The following is a 20,646-nucleotide window of genomic DNA, read 5'->3' as shown; positions in this document are numbered from 1 at the left end:
GGGCCTTTTTAACGATTACACTGAGTCTGGACGTTATGCTGGAAAATCTGAACAACTCACTTTTTTATCTCATCAATGCCACGCCGGACTCTGCGCAATGGATGATATCGCTTGCCATTTTTATTGCCAAAGACCTGATTAACATCGTACCGCTGTTAGCCGTTGTGCTTTGGCTTTGGGGGCCGCGAGCCCAGGTTACTCTCCAGCGCCAGTTAGTTATAAAAATGGCGATTGCGCTGATCGTCGGTCTGACGATTTCATGGCTGATGGGGCATCTGTTCCCTCACGATCGTCCGTTTGTTAACCACATCGGTTACAACTTCCTGCATCATGCGGCGGATGACTCTTTCCCGAGCGATCACGGTACGGTTATCTTTACCTTTGCACTGGCTTTCTTGTTCTGGCATCGCCTGTGGACGGGCGCTCTGCTGATGGTCGTTGCTGTGGCGATTGCCTGGTCGCGGGTCTACCTTGGCGTACACTGGCCGCTGGATATGCTGGGAGGATTACTCGCCGGGCTGATTGGCTGCCTGAGCGCCCAGATGATCTGGCAGCGGTTTGGCACGCCCCTGTACCTCGGCTTGCAAAATGGCTATCGCGCCTGCTTCGCTCTGCCCATCCGTAAAGGCTGGGTGCGTGACTAACCCACGGTAAAAAGAGTAGTATTAAGCGCGATACTGAGCACTTATTCTACTCTCCAGGGGAACTATGGAAACTCGACGCGACGAGCGTATTGGTCAATTACTGCAGGCGCTGAAACGCAGCGATAAATTACACCTCAAAGAAGCCGCGACGCTGCTGGGCGTATCTGAGATGACCATTCGTCGCGACCTGAATAATCACGATGCTCCCGTCGTCTTGCTCGGGGGCTATATTGTTCTGGAACCCCGCAGCGCCAATCACTATTTAATCAGCGATCAAAAATCCCGACTGGTTGATGAAAAGCGCCGTGCCGCCCAGATGGCGGCAAGCCTCGTGCAGGCACATCAGACTATCTTTTTCGACTGTGGTACCACCACGCCGTGGATCATTGAGGCTATCGACAATGAATTGCCTTTCACCGCAATCTGCTACTCGCTGAATACGTTTCTGGTGCTGCAGGAAAAACCGCAGTGCCGCGTCATTCTGTGTGGTGGCGAATTCCATGCCAGCAACGCAATTTTCAAACCGCTTGATTTCCAGGAAACGCTGAACAACCTGTGCCCGGATATCGCTTTTTATTCCGCAGCTGGCGTTCATATTGAGAAAGGCGCGACCTGTTTTAACCTGGAAGAGCTACCGGTGAAACACTGGGCGATGTCGATGGCGCAGCATCACGTGCTGGTGGTCGATCACAGCAAATTTGGTAAGGTGCGTCCTGCGCGGATGGGTGAAGTAAAACGCTTTAATACCATCGTCAGCGATAGCCGTCCTGACGAGGCGTTTGTTGAGCACGCGAAAGCGCAACGTATCAAACTGATGTATTAAGCGATACTGCCGGATGGCGATAGCGTCATCCGGCAAACGCTAAGCTTAAGAGAACCAGCCGCCAAACCACTGGTGGAATTTCATCATCACAAAGTCCCACATGCGACTAAAGAATCCCCCCTCTTCCACGGCCTCCATCACCATCAGTGGACGCTGCTCGATGGATTTCCCGTTCAACTGGAAGTCGATAGTCCCCACAACCTGGCCTTTCTTCAGCGGCGCGGTTAACTGTGGTTCGGTCAGGGTAAAGCTGGCCTTCAGGTTTTTGAGCTGACCACGCGGGATAGTCACCGAGCCCGCTTCTCCGGCGCCCAAATTAACCTCACTCTTATCGCCAAACCAGACGCGCTGCGTCACGAAAGTGGCATCCGGTTTAATCGGCGTAACGGTTTCAAAGAAGCGGAAGCCCCAGGTCAGCAACTTTTCTGACTCATTAAAACGAATGCGGTCGGTTTTCGCCCCCAACACCACGGAGATCAGGCGCATATCCCCCTGGGTCGCAGAAGCGACCAGGTTGTATCCCGCCCCGGCCGTAGTACCGGTTTTCATACCGTCCACGTTCAGGTTGGTGCTCCACAACAAACGGTTGCGGTTCGGCTGGCGGATTTTATTAAAGGTAAATTCTTTCTCTTTGTGGATAGCGTACTCTTCCGGTACATCGTGGATTAGCGCTTTCCCGAGCAGGGCCATATCACGTGCGGTACTGAACTGTCCTGCCGCATCCAGGCCATGCACGGTCTGGAAAGTGGTATTGGTCAGCCCCAGTTTTTTCGCGTAGCCGTTCATCAGACCAATGAAGGATTCCTGGCTGCCAGCAACGTAATCAGCCAGTGCGATACAGGCATCGTTACCAGACTGGATGATAACGCCTTTGTTCAGATCGGACACTGCAACCTGATCGCCAGGTTTGAGGAACATAACCGACGAACCGCGCAGGGCCGGATTACCGGTCGCCCAGGCGTCTTTGCCCACGGTGACCATGTCGTTGAGGTTAATTTTCCCGGCCTTCAGAGCCTGACCGACCACATAGCTGGTCATGATCTTGGTCAGACTGGCAGGATCCAGTTTCTCATCAGCATTACCTTCCGCCAGAACCTTACCGCTGGCGTAATCCATTAGGATCCACGCGCGCGCGTCGACACTCGGTGGGGCCGTTGGTTGCTCCGCCGCCTGTACGCTCGGCGCCAAAAGGATTAAGAGTGCAGAACCTGCAGCAAAGCTGCGAAGTGAAGAGAAGTATTGCGTCATAAATGCCACCCGAGTATCCATTCCAAAAAACCACGTCATACCACACCGTGTTTACACAAAACCAGCCAGGCAACCCTGGCCAACCCATGCAGAAAAGGTCTGATGGATGACGTGTAAAATAAGTGCGGTGAGTAATAACGCACTAACGAGCTTAAAGAAACCGTAAGTTGGTAAAGTTTTTAAAGTTTATGCAATAACACCGCGCTGCGCTGCTCCTGGCTCGATTTTTTTAGACTTTGTTGCGTAAATATTAGGTTTACCCCACCATGTGGGCTAGTCAGATGGCATCTGCAGCCATAAAGCTGCTCAATTAATTTGCGGGGTTACTATGATTACACTGTGGGGTCGCAATAACTCGACCAACGTAAAAAAAGTATTGTGGACGCTCGAGGAACTGGAACTGCCGTATAACCAAATTCTGGCGGGCGGACAGCATGGCGGTAACCGCGATGCCGACTATCTGGCACTCAACCCGAACGGACTGGTCCCGCTGCTACGCGATGATGAAACGGACGTTGTTCTGTGGGAATCCAATACCATTGTCCGCTATCTGGCAGCTCAGTACGGACAAAAGCGTTTGTGGATTGACGCCCCGGCCGCGCGCGCCGTCGGTGAAAAATGGATGGACTGGGCAAACCAGACGCTAAGTCCTGCGCATCGGGTTATCTTGTTTGGCCTGGTCAGAACCCCTGCCGAGAAACGCGACATGGCGGCAATCGAGGCGGGTAGTCAGGTGTGCGATAACCTGTTTGCCATTCTGGATAACGCGCTGGCGGACCAGCCATGGTTCTCCGGGGCTGAATTTGGCACTGCCGATATCGCCGTTGCGCCGTTCATCTATAACCTGTTCAACGTTGGTCTGAGCTGGACCCCGCGCCCACATCTGGAACACTGGTATCAACAACTGACCGAACGTCCGGCGTTTCAAAAAGTCGTAATGATCCCGGTCAGCTAACTAAATCAGGGACTCACTTTCAGTAATTCCCCGTCGGACTCGTCGGTTAGTACATATAAGTACCCGTCTGGTCCGACGCGCACATCACGGATCCGCTGTCCCCTTTCCTGCAACAGACGACCCTCTTCGGTGACGGCATTCCCTTTGACGCTCAGCACGATCACTTCTTTATCTTTCAACGCGCCAATGAATAACTTCTGCCGCCACTGTGGGAAGGTATCGCTATTATAAAAAGCCATTCCGCTGACCGCCGGTGACTTTTCCCAGTAAAAGATGGGTTGCTCTGTTCCAGCAACAATTGGGCCTTTTGCTTCGGGAATTTTAAGACCACTGTAGTTAACGCCCCAGGTCGCAAGCGGCCAGCCGTAGTTTTTCCCTTTCTCCGGGATATTGATTTCATCGCCCCCGCGTGGACCATGCTCATTGAGCCACAGCGTATCGCTCCAGGGATTCATCGCCATCCCCTGCGGGTTGCGGATACCATATGACCAAATCTCTGCCCGCGCTCCTGCCCTCTTCACAAACGGATTATCCGGCGGAATTTTTCCCTCATCGGTCAGTCGTACGACCTTGCCCTGCAGCTTATCCAGATCCTGTGCGGTAGAACGTTGATTGTTTTCACCAAGGCCAATAAGCAGATAACCGTTGCCATCAAAAACCATACGTCCGCCAAAATGGTTTCCGCTGGAGAGCTTCGGCTGTTGGCGAAAAATGGTCTGGAACCCTTGCAGATGTTTGAGATCGTCGCTCAGTCGTCCGTAACCAACCGCTGTCCCGGCGTTACCTTCACCGTCAGCTTCAGCAAAGCTAAGCCACACCCGGCGGGATTGTTTAAAATCCGGTGCTAATGCCACATCAAGCAATCCCCCCTGACCATTCGCCCAGACTTTGGGTACGCCGGTCAGCGGGTCGGAAAGCCCCTTCCCTGACTGCCAAAGTCGAAGCTGGCCGCCTTTAAGCGTAATGAGCATACCGCGATTGTCGGGTAAAAACGCCAGCGACCACGGATGATCGAGTTTCGTTTGCAGCACTTCCACCTCTACCGCGACGGCATAAGAGGAAAATAGCGCGAGTGGGACAGCACAGAGAAAGAGTCGACGCATAACACCTCCTTAATGGCTCTGCATAAAGCGTAGCCAGCAAGGGGAATTATCCCGCCACATTTACATAATCTTAACGAAAAGGGGGAGCGCCCTCCCCCTGATTCAGACGTGTTCCAGCGTTGGATAAGATTGCAAACACTGGATACTTAGCGTCAGCGTTGTCAGGCAGTTTTCCAGTTTCTCTGCGTTAACGGCGATAAAAGTTGGACAATCGTGATGTCCACTCATAAGACAAACAGCGGCGGCGGCTAACGCCCCTTCAGCACGATGAAGGGCATTCCACTCTTCCTGATCAAGATGCATACCGTGAGGCTGTGATTGCTCGTGCAATTCGCGATTCAGTGCAAAAAAATTATCACGCAGACGATCGCTCTCGCTGACTGACATGTAGCCTTTCGCTTTTCTCAACAGCAGATAAGCGGCAAGTTCGACACGGGCGTTTATCAATTTGTTGAGAAGATCGGTTCTCAGTCTGTCAACAACCATACTTTGTTCCTCCTCTTTCCAACTATGGTGCAACTTAATAGTATGGTCATTTTTTGAACAAAGTCGTGTCCAGGATCAATCCATCACCGAAAATTAACACAATTTACAAATAATCTTTAATTCCACGCCGGGCGTGGCGACTGATGGTATGAGATTGCGATACAATTTTTATTCAGAACTCTGTAGAATCCGTGCCCTGAATATTCCAATAACTGAACAATTTTTACGCTATGAGCAATGTAACCCACCAGCCGAAAATCGGCTTTGTCTCCCTCGGCTGCCCGAAAAACCTCGTCGATTCTGAACGCATCCTGACCGAACTTCGTACCGAAGGCTATGATGTTGTGCCAAGCTACGACGACGCGGATATGGTTATCGTTAACACCTGTGGCTTTATCGACAGCGCGGTTCAGGAGTCGCTGGAAGCAATCGGCGAAGCGCTGAACGAAAACGGCAAGGTGATCGTCACCGGCTGTCTGGGCGCGAAAGTCGATCAGATCCGTGAAGTCCACCCGAAGGTGCTGGAAATCACCGGGCCGCATAGCTACGAACAGGTTCTGGAGCACGTTCACCACTATGTGCCCAAACCAAAGCACAACCCGTTCCTGAGCCTGGTTCCTGAACAGGGCGTCAAGCTCACTCCGCGTCATTATGCCTATCTGAAAATTTCTGAAGGCTGCAACCACCGCTGCACGTTCTGCATTATTCCGTCAATGCGTGGCGATCTGGTGAGCCGTCCGATTGGCGATGTCCTCAGCGAAGCCAAACGTCTGGTGGATGCGGGCGTGAAAGAGATACTGGTTATTTCTCAGGATACTTCCGCGTACGGCGTGGATGTGAAGCATCGCACCGGTTTCCATAACGGCGAGCCGGTCAAAACCAGCATGGTTGATCTGTGCGAGCAGTTATCAAAACTGGGGATCTGGACTCGTCTGCATTACGTCTATCCCTATCCGCACGTTGATGACGTGATCCCACTGATGGCGGAAGGGAAAATCCTGCCGTATCTGGACATCCCGCTGCAGCATGCCAGCCCGCGTATTCTTAAGCTGATGAAACGCCCAGGCTCCGTGGACAGACAACTGGCACGCATCAAGCAGTGGCGTGAAATCTGCCCTGAACTGACGCTGCGCTCAACCTTCATTGTCGGTTTCCCAGGTGAAACGGAAGAAGACTTCCAGATGCTGCTCGACTTCCTGAAGGAAGCGCGTCTGGACCGCGTGGGCTGCTTTAAATACAGCCCGGTAGAAGGCGCTGGCGCCAATGACCTGCCGGACCAAATCCCGGAAGAGGTGAAAGAGGAACGCTGGAACCGCTTTATGCAATTGCAACAGCAAATCTCCGCTGAACGTTTGCAGGAAAAAGTGGGCCGCGAAATTCTGGTTATCGTTGATGAAGTTGACGAAGAAGGCGCGATTGGACGCAGCATGGCTGACGCCCCGGAAATCGACGGCGCGGTATACCTGAATGGCGAAACCAAGGTGAAACCTGGCGATATCATCCGCGTGAAGGTCGAAAACGCTGATGAATACGATCTGTGGGGCACCCGCGTTTAAATAAGCGCAACCCAACTGTAGGCCGGATAAGCGTTACCTCTTATCCGGCCCTGTGATTTATCCTTTAATTTTCGGGTCCAGCGCGTCGCGCAGACCATCTCCGAGTAAGTTAAACGCCAGCACCGTCAGGAATATTGCCACCGCCGGGAAAATCGCCACGTGCGGCGCGATCACCATATCAGCGCGGGCTTCATTGAGCATTGCCCCCCACTCCGGGGTCGGCGGCTGCGCACCCAATCCCAGAAATGACAGGCTCGCGGCAGAGATAATCGACGTGCCAATTCGCATGGTAAAAAAGACCACGATCGATGAAACCGTACCCGGCAAGATATGGTTGAAGATGATGGTCGCATCGCTGGCGCCAATACTGCGCGCGGATTCAATAAAGGTCTGCTGCTTTAGCACCAGCGTATTTGCGCGCACCAGCCGCGCGAAGGCCGGAATGGAGAAAATGGCCACGGCAATAATCACGTTTGCAATGCCGCTGCCCAGCACAGCGACCACGGCTATCGCCAGCAAAATACCCGGAAAGGCGAACAGCACATCGCAGATACGCATAATCAGTCGATCCCACCAGCCTTCGTAGTATCCCGCCAGCAGACCCAGCACGGTGCCAATCGCTGCGCCAATAAATACGGCAAAGACCCCCGCCGCCAGCGAGATTTGCGCCCCCACCAGCACGCGGCTAAAAATATCCCGCCCCAGCGAGTCAACGCCGAACCAGTGCAGCATCGATGGTCCGTCATTCAGACGGTCATAATCGAAGTAATTCTCGGCATCAAATGGCGTTAACCAGCGAGCAAAAATCGCCACCATTATTAGCAGCACGACAAATAACCCCGCTAACATCGCCATGCGCTGGCGATGGAAACGACGCCAGAATTCATGCCACGGCGTGCGTATCTGCTCAGGCTTAACAAGGGGCATCGCATTTAAAATCGCCTGTCGGCGCCAGTTAAAAAATCGCATCCTTACTTGTACCTGATAGCCGGATTAATGGCGGCATAGAGCACATCCACCACTAAGTTAATAAGAATAAACTCCAGAGAAAACAACAGCACCTCGGCCTGAATCACCGGGTAGTCGCGCATTTCGACTGAGTCCACCAACAGCCGCCCAAGCCCTGGCCAGTTAAACACCTTCTCAACCACAATCGAGCCGCCAAGCAAAAAGCCAAACTGTAGCCCCATCATGGTGACCACCGGGATCATCGCATTGCGCAAACCATGTTTTAACACCACCCAGGTTTCACTCACCCCTTTGGCCCGCGCGGTACGCATATAGTCTTCACTGAGCACATCGACAAACGAAGCGCGGGTAAACCGGGCTAACACCGCAGCCACCGCCGCACCCAGGGTAATAGACGGGAGGATATAGTGCCGCCAGGTATCAGCGCCAACGGTGGGCAACCAGCCAAGCTCAACGGAGAATATCTGCATGAGCAGCATGCCGAGCGCAAACGCCGGGAAAGAGATCCCGGTGACGGCGAGCGTCATACTCAATCTGTCCGGCCAACGATTGCGCCATACAGCAGCAATAATCCCTGCCGTCATGCCGAATAACACCGCCCACGCCATGCTGGCAATGGTCAGCCATAGCGATGGCATAAAACGACTGGCTATCTCTTCGGAGACCGGGCGACGAGAAACCATTGAGGTTCCAAAATCGCCTTGCAACACGTTAGTAATGTAATGCCAGAACTGAATATGCAGCGGCTGGTCCAGACCCAACTGCTGACGCACCAGTTCGATCACCTCAGCATCAGCCTCCGGTCCGGCAATCAGCCGGGCCGGATCGCCGGGTAGCAGGTGAACAAATAAAAATACCAGCACCGCTACAATCAACAGAGTTGGAATCAACCCCAGCAGGCGCTTGAAAACATAGTTAAGCATCACACTCCCTTCGCCGGCCCCTGCGTGGCGGGGCCGGATGAATAGCTTATTTTAAATCCGCATCATCAAAGCTAAATCCGGTATCCGGCATGATCCAGAACCCGGTCAATCTGGTGTTGTGTGCCGAAATCAGTTGTTCCACTACCAGTGGGATCCACGGCGACTCTTTCCAGATAATATCCTGCGCATCCTTGTACAGCTTCGCTTTCTGGGCCGGATCGTTGGTTTGCAACGCTGCCGCTAAATCACTGTCCACCTGCTTATTGCTGTAGAACGCCGTATTAAACAGCGTTGGCGGCCAGTTTTGAGATGCAAACAGCGGTGACAGCGCCCAGTCTGCTTCACCCGTAGAGGCAGACCAGCCGGTGTAGAACATGCGTACCCCGCTCTCTTTCTGCGCTTTACCTTCGACTTGCGCCGCGCGCTGACCGGCATCCATCGCCGTCACCTGAGCCTTAACGCCCACCTGCGCCAGTTGCTGCTGGGTAAATTGCAGCACTTTCTGCGCGGTACTATGGTTATGAGAAGACCATAGCGTGGTGGTAAAACCGTTCGGATAACCCGCTTCTTTCAGCAGTTCGCGCGCTTTTGCCGGGTCGTATGGCCATGGCGTATAGCTTTGCGCATAGGCGATCGACGGAGGGAGAACGCCGGTTGCTGGCGTCGCGTAACCGGCAAACGCCACTTTCACCAGCGCCTGACGGTTGATGGCATAATTCAGCGCTTCACGCACCTTCGGGTTATCGAACGGTTTTTGCGTGACGTTCATGCTGATGTAACGCTGCATAATAGACGGACTGGCCACCAGTTCCAGGTTTTTATTCTTCGCCAGTAGCGCCGCCTGTTCGTAAGGGATCGGGAAGGCAAACTGCGCTTCCCCGGTCTGCAGCATTGCCGCACGCGTGTTGTTGTCGGTCACCGGACGCCAGGTAATCGTATCCAGCTTTGGCAGCCCTTGCTGCCAGTAACCCGCGAACTTCTTAACCTTTACAAAATCCGTCTGATTCCAGGTCTCAAGCTGATACGGCCCGGTCCCCACGGGATGGAAACCGATCTCCTTGCCGTATTTCTCCAGCGCGGCGGGAGAGATCATCGCCGTAGCCGGGTGCGCCAGAATATTGATAAATGCAGAGAACGGCTGCTTCAGCGTTATCTTCACCGTCGACGGATCGACGACCTCGGTTTTATCGATATTCTTATACAGGTTGTAGCGTTTCAGATGGTTTTCCGGGGTGCTGGCCCGGTCGAGGTTAGCTTTAACCGCATCGGCGTTGAAGTCGGTGCCGTCCTGAAACTTCACACCCTGTCGCAGCTTAAGGGTATAAGTCAGGCCATCATCAGAAACCGTATAACTCTCCGCCAGCACATTTTTCAGCTTCATCTCTTTATCAAGGCCAAACAGCCCCTGGTAAAACGACTTCGCTACCGCCTGCGACAACGTGTCGTTTGCGTCGTAGGGATCGAGGGTGGTGAAATTGGATCCTACCGCCACTACTACATCTTTGGCAGCCCAGCCAGGTGTGGCGGCCAGCGCAGAGGCCACTCCCACAGCAACCAGCCATTTTCGAGCAACAATTTTTGTCATGTTATTCTCCTTAAACCCTGCCTGCCTGTTATAAACGCGAAAGCGCATTTTCTGGTTGCCCACGCGCAACATAATGCCCCGGGCCAACTTGCTGGAGTGAAACGGGGGAAATCTCTTCACCGCGTTTGCGGATATTACTGGGGATATCATCCGACAACAGCACGCGCTGGGGCCGGTGATGTGAGGGATCGGCGACCGGGACTGCCGCCATCAGTTTGCGGGTGTACGGATGCTGCGGATTTTCAAACACCGCGCGTCGGGTGCCGATCTCGACGATTTGCCCAAGGTACATCACCGCCACCCGATGACTGATCCGCTCCACCACCGCCATATCGTGGGAAATAAACAGGTACGCAATCCCCATTTCTCGTTGGAGGTCGAGCAACAGGTTGATAATTTGCCCGCGAATTGAGACATCCAGCGCCGAGACTGACTCATCGGCAATAATCACCTTGGGATTGAGCGCCAGCGCCCGGGCAATACAGATACGCTGACGCTGACCACCGGAAAACTCATGCGGATAGCGCCAGGCATGCTCAGGGAGCAATCCTACGCGTTCCAGCAGCCATGCAACCCGTTTTGCCGCCGCATCGCCTTGCAGTAGCCCATGCACCCGCAGCGGTTCTAAAATGGAATATCCCACGGTCTGACGCGGATCGAGCGAAGCATAGGGGTCCTGGAAGATAAATTGAATATCCCGACGCAGCGGCTGTAGCTTACTGGCGGCCAGGGTATCGATACGCTGTCCGTTGAAAACAATCTCCCCGCGTTGAGACTCGACCAGACGTAGCAGCGCCCGACCGGTGGTGGATTTCCCGCAGCCTGACTCCCCCACCAGCGAGAGCGTCTCTCCAGGCCACAGGTCAAAGCTGACGTTTTCCACCGCATGCACCTCGCGGGTCACCCGATTAAGAATGCCGCTGCGCAGCGGAAAACGCGTCACCAGATTACGTACCTGCAAAATAGGCTCGCCTTCAACCACGGTATCCTGTTCAGTCTGTGGTTCTACATGGCTGGGATCGTGTAACGAAATGAGTGGAAACCGGCGCGGGTACGCTTGTCCGGTCATCGCCCCAAGCTGCGGCACGGCTGCCAGCAGCGCTTTGGTGTAAGGATGCTGGGGAGCGCGAAAAATCTGCTCAACGCTGCCGGTTTCTACCGCCTCGCCCTGATACATCACCAGCACGCGATCGGCAATATCCGCCACGACGCCCATATCGTGGGTAATAAAGATCACTCCCATCGACATATCCTGCTGCAACACTTTTATCAGTTGCAGGATCTGTGCCTGAATAGTGACATCCAGCGCGGTGGTCGGCTCATCGGCAATTAAAACCGCAGGGCGACACGATAGCGCCATGGCGATCATTACCCGCTGGCGCATGCCGCCAGAAAGCTGGTGCGGATAGCGCGATAAAATAGCCTTCGCCTCGGGGATACGCACCTGGTCGAGCATCCGTTTCGCTTCCACCATCGCCTCTTCGTGGCTGGCCCCCTGATGCAAACGGATTGACTCAGCAATCTGCTCACCCACGGTAAATACCGGATTAAGCGATGTCATGGGCTCCTGGAAGATCATGGCGATATCCGCGCCACGCACGTGACGCATCCGCGACGCGCTCTGTTCACCCAGCTCAATAACCTGTCGGTTACGGCGTCGAAGGAGCATTTCATCGCAGCTCACCTCGCCGCCTGACTGTTCAATCAAACGCATCAGCGACAAGGCTGTTACCGACTTTCCTGAACCGGATTCGCCCACTATCGCCAGCGTTTCACCACGCTTCAGGCGAAATGACAGATTACGCACCGCACTGATGCGCTGCTGCTCCTGCTCAAAGGCAATGTTCAGGTTGCTGACTGCCAGCACGTCGCTGGCGTCAAGCTCATCACTGTGTGGCAACGGTATCTCCTTTTTCCCGATAAATACCGGTGGTTGGCGTATCGCCTGCATATCCCCAGGCACGGTACATGCCTTCGCTGTTAAAGGGCAAGGCGACGTTGCCCTCGTGATCGACGGCAATTAAACCGCCGCTACCGCCGAGCGCCGGTAATTTTTCCATTACTACGCGTTCGCACGCCTCCGATAAACTCAGGCCGCCATAGTCCATCAACGCCGCAATGTCATAGGCCGCCAGCGCACGAATAAAGACTTCACCGGTTCCGGTGCAGGAAACGGCCACACTTGCGTTATTGGCATAGCAGCCAGCGCCGACCAGCGGACTGTCACCTACCCGCCCCGGTAATTTGTTGGTCATCCCGCCGGTCGATGTTGCCGCCGCCAGATTGCCAAACATATCCAGCGCGACCGCACCCACAGTACCCATTTTGTTGTTTTCATCCAGCGGGGTCGCGCTATGATCCAGCACCGTTTCACCCGCCGATTGCGCTGCCAGCAGTTGAGCGTAGCGTTCTGGCGTCGAGAAAATATCCGCCGAAACGCGCTCCATACCCTGCGCAATGGCAAAGTTTTCAGCCCCTTCACCTATCATCATGACGTGGGGGCTGTGCTCCATCACCAGGCGAGCCGCGAGAATTGGATTGCGCAGATGGCTAACCCCGGCGACGGCTCCCGCGTTTAGCGTATTACCGTCCATCACACAGGCGTCCAGTTCATGGGTTTCATCACGGGTATACACCGCGCCAATTCCGGCATTAAACAACGGACACTCTTCCAACAAACGCACGGCTTCGGTGACCACATCCAGTGCGCTACGACCGTCTTCAAGCATCCGTTGGCCGGTTTCAACGATATCCGACAGCGCTTGTATATAACGCAATTCTTGCTCCTGGCTCAGTAACGCGCGGGTGATAGCCCCTGCGCCGCCGTGAATTGCAATGACTGCTTTACCCATTTTATTCGTCCATTAGGTGGCGGGTACCGGGGGGTTATAAATATCAGAATTTCGGTGACTTATTGATTCGATTTTTGAATATAGAAAGATGCAGACGTCATGTAAAGGTAAAGGCCCGCACCTCACACCCCGTCTCATCAGGTCATTCAGATGTGTTTAACGGAAAGGAGATCTCTCGACATTGGTGCTAAATTATTCAAGCCGATCGGTAATCTGTTTTTTTGCATAAAACACAAAGCGTTCTACAGACGGCATACACGCTGCCCAGTTATGTTTGGTTAACCCCAGATATTCCGCACGCGCCGCTTGCAGCAAATCAGCATGCTCAGCGGGTAATTGCGGCAGAAGCCAGGATGCGGCCTCATCTTTAGCGACAATATTACCCGTAACCACGCTATACCAGATACGTGCCAGAGCAAGAATGATATTACGCTCGTCCCCCTCTAAATCAGCCGGTTTCTGCCACATCTCAAGGATATGCCGAAATGTTTGCAATACATCGCTAAACGGAATGACGTTAAATAACGTCTCAGCCGGTTCACCGAACAGCGGTACGCTGGCGCGCCGGGCCTGGGTCAGCAGAATAGAAAGATCAGCATCCACCATTGCCGGTTCAAACACGCCAGCACGAATATCATCACGCAACCATTCGCCAAACTGCATTTCTCTCGCCGGTGGGAATCGCCACGGCACGATCTGCGAGTGCAGAACCACGGTCACTTCCAGCGCACGATATGGCCCGGAGGTGCCGGGAGGCGCTGAAATGGTCAGCAAATCCTGCATCAGTTTTTTTCTTTGTCGGGCATTTATGGGTTCACGCAGGGTGACCAATAAATCAATGTCGCTTTGGGGTTTTAAGCCGCCTTCAACCGCAGAGCCATACAAATGAAGGGCAATGAGTTTCCCCGCGAAAATCTGGCGGATGCACGCACTGGCGGCCTCCACCTGTCGTCGAATTGCGTCTGGAATAATATTGGCCATTTAGCCCCCAGGGAAAAAAGAGCGGAAATATTGAGTCTATACTGCATTCTTCCTGCAGCGCTATCCCTGGCACAAAACCTTTACCAGATCTGATTCTAAGCCTGAGGTAGCATACTGCCCGCGTCCATTTTCTGACATAATGAGCAGATTCGATTTTGCCCCGCAGGAGTCTTCTCATGGAATTTACCGCCGGACTGATGCCGCTTGAAACGGCTCTCTCTCAGATGCTTTCGCGTATTACCCCGCTCACCGCCGTCGAAACGCTGCCGCTGGTTCAATGCTTTGGCCGCATTCTGGCCACCGACGTTGTCTCCCCCATTGATGTACCGGGATTCGATAACTCAGCAATGGATGGCTATGCGGTACGATTAGCCGATTTACAATCTGATCAGCCGCTTGCGGTGGCGGGTAAAGCCTTTGCCGGTCAGCCTTTCCATGGCGAGTGGCCTGCGGGAACCTGCATCCGTATTATGACCGGCGCCCCGGTGCCTGCTGGTTGTGAAGCGGTGGTGATGCAGGAGCAAACGGAACAAACTGAGGACGGGGTGCGTTTTACCGCCGAAGTCCGCCGCGGGCAAAATATTCGTCTGCGCGGTGAAGATATTGCAAACGGCGCGGTGGTGTTTCCCGCCGGGACTCGCCTGACAACCGCCGAGCTTCCCGTTCTGGCTTCGCTCGGTGTTGCCGATGCTCCCGTTGTACGCAAAGTCCGCGTGGCGCTGTTCTCCACCGGTGATGAACTGCAGTTACCAGGTCAGCCGCTGGGAGACGGGCAGATTTATGACACTAACCGTCTGACCGTTCACCTGATGCTGCAACAGTTGGGCTGCGAAGTGATCAACCTGGGGATTATTCGCGACGATCCCAACGCGCTACGTGCCGCGTTTGTTGAAGCCGACAGCCAGGCCGATGTCGTCATCAGCTCCGGCGGCGTTTCAGTAGGCGAAGCGGATTACACTAAAACTATTCTGGAAGAGCTGGGAGAAATTGCCTTCTGGAAGCTGGCTATCAAACCGGGCAAACCGTTCGCGTTTGGCAAACTGAGCAACAGCTGGTTTTGCGGTCTGCCGGGTAATCCAGTGTCTGCGGCCCTCACCTTTTATCAACTGGTACAACCGCTCCTGGCGAAACTCAGCGGCAACACCGCCTGTGGACTGCCGCCTCGCCAGCGCGTGCGCACCGCCTCACGCCTGAAGAAAACACCTGGCCGTCTGGATTTTCAGCGCGGCGTATTGCAGCGTACCGCTGAAGGCGAACTGGAAGTCACCACGACCGGGCACCAGGGCTCGCATATTTTTAGCTCTTTTAGCCAGGGTAACTGTTTTATCGTGCTGGAGCGCGATCGCGGTAACGTCGAAGCCGGCGAATGGGTTGAGGTCGAGCCGTTTAACGCACTGTTTGGAGGCCTGTAATGGCAGAACTCAGCGACCAGGAGATGATGCGCTATAACCGGCAAATCATTCTGCGCGGCTTCGATTTCGAAGGTCAGGAAGCGCTCAAGGAGGCGCGGGTACTGGTCGTTGGTGTGGGGGGACTGGGATGCGCAGCAACTCAGTACCTTGCAGGCGCTGGCGTCGGGCATTTAACCTTGCTCGACTTTGACACGGTCTCCGTGTCGAACCTCCAGCGCCAGACGCTGCACAGCGATGCGACCGTTGGACAGCCAAAAGTGCTATCCGCCCGCGACGCACTGGCGCGGATTAACCCTTATATCGCCATTACGCCGGTGAATGCGCTGCTGGACGAGAGCGAGATTCACACGCTTATTACCGAACACGATTTGGTGCTGGACTGTACGGATAATGTCAGCATCCGCAATCAGTTGAATGCCGGATGCTTCGCCGCCAGGATTCCGCTGGTTTCCGGTGCGGCAATTCGCATGGAAGGACAAATTACCGTATTTACCTACCAGGAAGGAGAGCCCTGCTACCGTTGCCTGAGCCGTCTGTTCGGTGAAAACGTCCTGACCTGCGTAGAGGCCGGAGTGATGGCCCCGCTGATCGGCGTGATCGGCTCGTTACAGGCGATGGAAGCCATTAAGCTGCTGGCTAACTACGGTAAACCGGCTTCAGGAAAAATCGTCATGTACGACGCCATGACCTGCCAGTTTCGCGAAATGAAGCTGATGCGCAATCCCACCTGTGAGGTCTGCGGGAGTTAGCAGAGAAATCGTCGGCACCACACTATTGCCAGAGAGCGATGCTAACGCCTCCAATCAGGCCTACAACAGCGCATTGTGTAGGCCGGATAAGGTGTCAGCCGCCATCCGGCAAAACAGACTTACAGAGAAGTGCGTCCAAATGCGCTCTGCCAGTCGTGCTCGAACTTCGCTACGGCAGCATCAACGGCCGGAGAGCTAATCATCTGCTGAGCGACATCCAGCGGCAGCGTGATGGACTCGCAACCTGCCAGCAGGCAATCCAGCGCCTGACGCGGCGTTTTAAAACTGGCGGCCAGTACTTTGGCGTGCGGGGCATGCATTTTCAGTAAGGTCTGCAGATCGGTCACCGTCTGAATGCCGTCCCCCCCCTGCGCATCCACACGGTTAACGTATGGCGCAACGTATTCGGCCCCCGCAAGCGCAGCTAATAGCCCTTGAGCAGCGCCGTATACCGCGGTACCCAACGTCGGGATCCCTTCTTCTTTCAGCAATTTAATGGCCGTCAGACCTTCTGCCGTGACCGGCACTTTGACCACGATATCCGCAATGATTGCCCGCAGCTTACGCGCATCGCTGACCATGCCTTCGGCGGTGGTCGCCATTACCTGAGCAAACAGGCGTCCTTGCCCTCCCATCGCTTCCTGCAGTTGCGGCAGTAACACGTCCAGCGTCTGCTTACCTGCCGCCACAATGCTTGGGTTAGTGGTCACCCCTGCCAGCGGAAAAACCCGCGCCAGAGCTTTTACCGCGTCAACGTCAGACGTATCTAAATAGAGTTCCATAACCTTTCCTCAAACGAATAATTAGCATGAATAAAAGGTAGCACGGCGAAACCTCACGGTTAGTTGACGTACGTCAATATAACTTTCATTCGAAAGTAATTTAATCTTTATACGAAAGATGAGAGGCCGCTTATGATTTTCAATATCCAGCGCTATTCCACACATGATGGTCCCGGTATCCGTACTGTAGTGTTCCTTAAGGGATGCTCTCTGGGCTGTCGGTGGTGCCAGAATCCGGAAAGCCGCGCCCGCACGCAGGATCTGCTCTATGACGCGCGTTTGTGCCTCGACGGTTGCGATCTCTGTGCTCAGGCCGCACCGAAGGTGATTGAACGCGCGCTGAGTGGATTGCTGATTCATCGCGAAAAACTGACCGATGATGCGCTCACGGCGCTGACCCACTGCTGTCCAACCCAGGCGCTGACCGTCTGCGGAGAGGAAAAAAGCGTGGACGACATCATGGCGACCGTAGTGCGTGATAAACCGTTTTACGATCGCAGCGGCGGGGGTCTCACCCTGTCTGGCGGTGAACCCTTTATGCTGCCAGAACTGGCGGCAGCGCTGCTCAAAGCCAGCCACGATGCAGGTATTCATACAGCGGTTGAAACCTGTCTGCATGTCCCGTGGAAGTATATTGAACCGTCATTACCTGACGTCGACCTGTTCCTGGCCGATTTAAAACATGTCGCCGACGCGCCGTTTAAACAGTGGACCGATGGCAGCGCCTCTCGCGTACTGGAAAATCTGAAAAAACTGGCCGCCGCCGGTAAAAAAATGGTTATCCGCGTCCCCCTGATTCAGGGGTTCAACGCTGACGAAGCCGCTATTCAGGCCATTACCGATTTTGCTGCCGACGAGCTTCACGTCGATGAGATCCATTTTTTGCCCTACCACACGCTGGGCATCAACAAATACCACTTACTCAGTCAACCCTACAACGCACCGGATAAACCGCTTGATGCGCCTGCGCTGCTCGAATTTGCCCAGCAGTACGCCAGCCTGAAAGGTTTAACCGCGACCCTACGAGGATAATCGCCATGACCACTCTGAAACTGGACACACTCAGCGACCGTATCAAAGCGCATAAAACGGCCCTGATCCACATCGTGAAGCCGCCGGTTTGTACCGAGCGCGCCCAGCACTATACCGAGATGTACCAACAGCATCTGGATAAACCTATTCCGGTTCGCCGCGCGCTGGCGCTGGCCCATCATCTGGCGGAACGCACCATCTGGATCAAGCATGACGAACTGATCATTGGTAACCAGGCAAGCGAAGTGCGTGCCGCGCCAATCTTCCCGGAATACACCGTGTCGTGGATTGAAAAAGAGATCGATGACCTTGCCGACAGGCCGGGCGCGGGCTTTGCGGTAAGCGAAGAGAACAAACGCGTGTTGCACGAGGTGTGTCCATGGTGGCGTGGTCAGACCGTGCAGGATCGCTGCTACGGGATGTTTACTGACGAGCAGAAAGGGCTGCTGGAAACCGGCATTATCAAAGCTGAAGGTAACATGACCTCCGGTGACGCACACCTGGCGGTAAACTTCCCGCTGCTGCTGGAAAAAGGTCTCGACGGCCTGCGCCACAAAGTTGATGAACGTCGTTCCCGCATCAATCTGACATGTCTGGAAGACCTTCATGGCGATCAGTTTCTGAAAGCGATTGATATCGTGCTGGAGGCCGTCAGTCTGCACATTGAGCGCTTTGCCGCGCTGGCACGTAAAATGGCGGCCACGGAAACTCGCGCCAGTCGTCGTGATGAACTGCTGACCATGGCGGACAACTGCGATGTTATCGCCCATGAGCCGCCAAAAACGTTCTGGCAAGCGCTACAGTTGTGCTATTTCATCCAGTTGATCCTGCAAATTGAATCAAATGGTCACTCAGTGTCGTTTGGTCGCATGGATCAGTACCTCTATCCGTTCTACCGTCGTGACGTAGAACTGAACCAGAGCCTCGATCGTGAGCACGCCATTGAGCTGCTGCACAGCTGCTGGCTGAAACTGTTGGAAGTGAACAAAATCCGCTCCGGCTCCCATTCGAAAGCCTCGGCGGGTAGCCCGCTGTATCAGAACGTGACCATTGGTGGCCAAAACCTGGTTAACGGTCAGGCAATGGATGCCGTCAATCCGCTCTCCTACGCTATTCTGGAATCCTGCGGTCGCTTGCGTTCTACTCAGCCAAACCTGAGCGTGCGTTATCATGCAGGGATGAGTAATGATTTCCTGGATGCCTGTGTACAGGTGATCCGCTGCGGCTTCGGGATGCCTGCCTTTAATAACGACGAAATCGTCATACCTGAATTCATTAAGCTTGGCATTGAACCGCAGGACGCCTATGACTATGCGGCCATTGGTTGCATCGAAACCGCCGTTGGCGGCAAATGGGGCTACCGCTGTACCGGTATGAGCTTTATTAACTTTGCCCGCGTGATGCTGGCAGCGCTGGAAGGTGGTCGCGATGCCACCAGCGGTAAAGTATTTCTGCCACAGGAAAAAGCGCTCTCAGCTGGTAACTTCAACAATTTCGACGAAGTGATGGATGCCTGGGATGCGCAGATTCGCTACTACACGCGTAAATCTATCGAAATTGAGTATGTTGTCGACACCATGCTGGAAGAGAACGTACACGATATTCTGTGCTCTGCGCTGGTAGATGACTGTATTGAACGCGCGAAAAGCATTAAGCAAGGCGGCGCGAAATACGACTGGGTATCGGGTTTGCAGGTGGGTATTGCCAACCTCGGCAATAGCCTGGCTGCGGTGAAGAAACTGGTCTTTGAACAAGGCGCTATCGGTCAGCAGAAACTGGCCGCCGCGCTGGCCGCCGATTTTGACGGTCTGAGCCACGAACAATTACGCCAGCGGCTGATCAACGGCGCACCGAAATACGGCAACGATGACGATAGCGTTGATACGCTGCTGGCCCGCGCTTATCAGACCTATATCAATGAGTTGAAACAGTATCATAATCCGCGTTACGGACGTGGCCCGGTTGGCGGCAATTACTACGCGGGTACCTCGTCTATCTCCGCAAACGTACCGTTTGGCGCGGCAACGATGGCCACACCGGATGGTCGTAAGGCGCATACTCCACTGGCAGAAGGCGCAAGCCCGGCTTCCGGAACGGACCATCTCGGCCCAACAGCGGTAATTGGCTCGGTGGGTAAACTGCCGACCGGTTCAATCCTCGGCGGCGTGTTGTTAAACCAGAAGCTGAACCCGGCCACGCTGGAGAATGAATCCGATAAGCAAAAGCTGATGATCCTGCTGCGTACCTTCTTTGAAGAGCACAAAGGCTGGCATATTCAGTACAACATTGTCTCCCGTGAAACGCTGCTGGAAGCCAAAAAGCACCCGGATCAGTATCGTGACCTGGTGGTCCGTGTAGCAGGTTATTCGGCCTTCTTCACCGCGCTGTCTCCAGATGCGCAGGACGATATCATCGCACGTACTGAACATATGCTGTAATCCCCCTTACCCGGCGGCATTTCGCTTGCCGGGTATTCTTCTTTCGAATGAAATAAATTTGTGCTTTAGCTCACATTGTTATTAAAATGTTTCTGGTCGCAGTTATGA

The 20,646-nt window shown here is 54.3% G+C and carries 18 protein-coding genes; 8 read left to right on the top strand and 10 right to left on the bottom strand.

Annotated elements, in window-relative coordinates:
- The first annotated feature begins 35 nt into the window (after positions 1 to 35).
- Both ybjG and deoR read left to right on the top strand, forming a co-directional pair.
- The gene (gene ybjG / locus BZK42_RS09595; RefSeq protein ID WP_016156091.1) at positions 36 to 644 is read left to right on the top strand and encodes an undecaprenyl-diphosphate phosphatase; all 609 of its coding nucleotides are present in this window, start codon (positions 36 to 38) and stop codon (positions 642 to 644) included.
- Positions 645 to 708: 64 nt separating this feature from the next.
- Positions 709 to 1,467: a DNA-binding transcriptional repressor DeoR gene (gene deoR, locus BZK42_RS09590; protein ID WP_016156090.1), complete on the top strand. Its 759-nt coding sequence runs from the start codon at positions 709 to 711 to the stop codon at positions 1,465 to 1,467.
- Between the two features lie 45 nt (positions 1,468 to 1,512).
- Here deoR and dacC read toward each other — a convergent pair whose 3' ends face one another.
- On the bottom strand, positions 1,513 to 2,715 hold the full coding sequence (gene dacC / locus BZK42_RS09585; RefSeq protein WP_016156089.1) for a serine-type D-Ala-D-Ala carboxypeptidase: 1,203 nt from the start codon (positions 2,713 to 2,715) through the stop codon (positions 1,513 to 1,515).
- A 328-nt stretch (positions 2,716 to 3,043) separates the two neighbouring features.
- Between dacC and BZK42_RS09580 the strand changes: the two genes are divergently transcribed.
- Positions 3,044 to 3,670, top strand: coding sequence for a glutathione S-transferase family protein (locus tag BZK42_RS09580; RefSeq protein WP_016152396.1), 627 nt, complete (start codon positions 3,044 to 3,046; stop codon positions 3,668 to 3,670).
- A gap of 5 nt (positions 3,671 to 3,675) precedes the next feature.
- Here the strand turns inward: BZK42_RS09580 and BZK42_RS09575 are convergent, their stop codons facing one another.
- Together BZK42_RS09575 and bssR are read right to left on the bottom strand one after the other, a co-directional pair.
- The gene (locus tag BZK42_RS09575) at positions 3,676 to 4,773 is read right to left on the bottom strand and encodes a PQQ-dependent sugar dehydrogenase (RefSeq protein WP_080859047.1); all 1,098 of its coding nucleotides are present in this window, start codon (positions 4,771 to 4,773) and stop codon (positions 3,676 to 3,678) included.
- A gap of 102 nt (positions 4,774 to 4,875) precedes the next feature.
- On the bottom strand, positions 4,876 to 5,259 hold the full coding sequence (gene bssR / locus BZK42_RS09570) for a biofilm formation regulator BssR (protein ID WP_080859046.1): 384 nt from the start codon (positions 5,257 to 5,259) through the stop codon (positions 4,876 to 4,878).
- 230 nt (positions 5,260 to 5,489) lie between these two features.
- Between bssR and rimO the strand changes: the two genes are divergently transcribed.
- Positions 5,490 to 6,815: a 30S ribosomal protein S12 methylthiotransferase RimO gene (gene rimO / locus BZK42_RS09565; protein ID WP_016152393.1), complete on the top strand. Its 1,326-nt coding sequence runs from the start codon at positions 5,490 to 5,492 to the stop codon at positions 6,813 to 6,815.
- A 57-nt stretch (positions 6,816 to 6,872) separates the two neighbouring features.
- Here the strand turns inward: rimO and gsiD are convergent, their stop codons facing one another.
- The 6 genes from gsiD to BZK42_RS09535 all read right to left on the bottom strand — a co-directional run bounded on the left by gsiD (position 6,873) and on the right by BZK42_RS09535 (position 14,125).
- Positions 6,873 to 7,784, bottom strand: a complete 912-nt coding sequence (gsiD, locus tag BZK42_RS09560) for a glutathione ABC transporter permease GsiD (protein ID WP_075847005.1) — start codon at positions 7,782 to 7,784, stop codon at positions 6,873 to 6,875.
- A 2-nt stretch (positions 7,785 to 7,786) separates the two neighbouring features.
- Positions 7,787 to 8,707 (bottom strand): glutathione ABC transporter permease GsiC, encoded by a 921-nt coding sequence (gsiC, locus tag BZK42_RS09555; protein WP_016152391.1) that lies wholly within the window; start codon positions 8,705 to 8,707, stop codon positions 7,787 to 7,789.
- Positions 8,708 to 8,753: 46 nt separating this feature from the next.
- On the bottom strand, positions 8,754 to 10,292 hold the full coding sequence (gene gsiB / locus BZK42_RS09550) for a glutathione ABC transporter substrate-binding protein GsiB (protein WP_080859045.1): 1,539 nt from the start codon (positions 10,290 to 10,292) through the stop codon (positions 8,754 to 8,756).
- 28 nt (positions 10,293 to 10,320) lie between these two features.
- Positions 10,321 to 12,192, bottom strand: a complete 1,872-nt coding sequence (gene gsiA / locus BZK42_RS09545) for a glutathione ABC transporter ATP-binding protein GsiA (protein WP_080859044.1) — start codon at positions 12,190 to 12,192, stop codon at positions 10,321 to 10,323.
- A complete protein-coding gene (gene iaaA / locus BZK42_RS09540) occupies positions 12,179 to 13,144 on the bottom strand; it encodes a beta-aspartyl-peptidase (RefSeq protein WP_016156081.1) in 966 nt (321 codons plus the stop codon). The genes gsiA and iaaA overlap by 14 nt, the downstream gene beginning before the upstream one ends.
- 192 nt (positions 13,145 to 13,336) lie before the next feature.
- Positions 13,337 to 14,125: an aminoglycoside adenylyltransferase family protein gene (locus tag BZK42_RS09535; protein WP_019076363.1), complete on the bottom strand. Its 789-nt coding sequence runs from the start codon at positions 14,123 to 14,125 to the stop codon at positions 13,337 to 13,339.
- Positions 14,126 to 14,301: 176 nt separating this feature from the next.
- On the opposite strand from BZK42_RS09535, the gene moeA reads away from it, so the two are divergent.
- Positions 14,302 to 15,537 (top strand): molybdopterin molybdotransferase MoeA, encoded by a 1,236-nt coding sequence (gene moeA / locus BZK42_RS09530; RefSeq protein ID WP_080859043.1) that lies wholly within the window; start codon positions 14,302 to 14,304, stop codon positions 15,535 to 15,537.
- A complete protein-coding gene (gene moeB, locus BZK42_RS09525; RefSeq protein ID WP_075846998.1) occupies positions 15,537 to 16,286 on the top strand; it encodes a molybdopterin-synthase adenylyltransferase MoeB in 750 nt (249 codons plus the stop codon). The genes moeA and moeB overlap by 1 nt, the downstream gene beginning before the upstream one ends.
- Positions 16,287 to 16,405: 119 nt before the next feature.
- Here moeB and fsa read toward each other — a convergent pair whose 3' ends face one another.
- The gene (gene fsa, locus BZK42_RS09520) at positions 16,406 to 17,068 is read right to left on the bottom strand and encodes a fructose-6-phosphate aldolase (RefSeq protein ID WP_019076360.1); all 663 of its coding nucleotides are present in this window, start codon (positions 17,066 to 17,068) and stop codon (positions 16,406 to 16,408) included.
- 132 nt (positions 17,069 to 17,200) lie between these two features.
- Here fsa and BZK42_RS09515 point away from each other — a divergent pair, with 132 nt between their 5' ends.
- Together BZK42_RS09515 and BZK42_RS09510 are read left to right on the top strand one after the other, a co-directional pair.
- On the top strand, positions 17,201 to 18,100 hold the full coding sequence (locus BZK42_RS09515; protein ID WP_080859042.1) for a glycyl-radical enzyme activating protein: 900 nt from the start codon (positions 17,201 to 17,203) through the stop codon (positions 18,098 to 18,100).
- Between the two features lie 5 nt (positions 18,101 to 18,105).
- On the top strand, positions 18,106 to 20,538 hold the full coding sequence (locus BZK42_RS09510) for a glycyl radical protein (RefSeq protein ID WP_080859041.1): 2,433 nt from the start codon (positions 18,106 to 18,108) through the stop codon (positions 20,536 to 20,538).
- Positions 20,539 to 20,646 lie beyond the last annotated feature (108 nt).

This window comes from Citrobacter braakii, assembly GCF_002075345.1.
Lineage (GTDB): Bacteria > Pseudomonadota > Gammaproteobacteria > Enterobacterales > Enterobacteriaceae > Citrobacter > Citrobacter braakii.
This window is presented reverse-complemented; position numbering and strand designations above follow the sequence as displayed.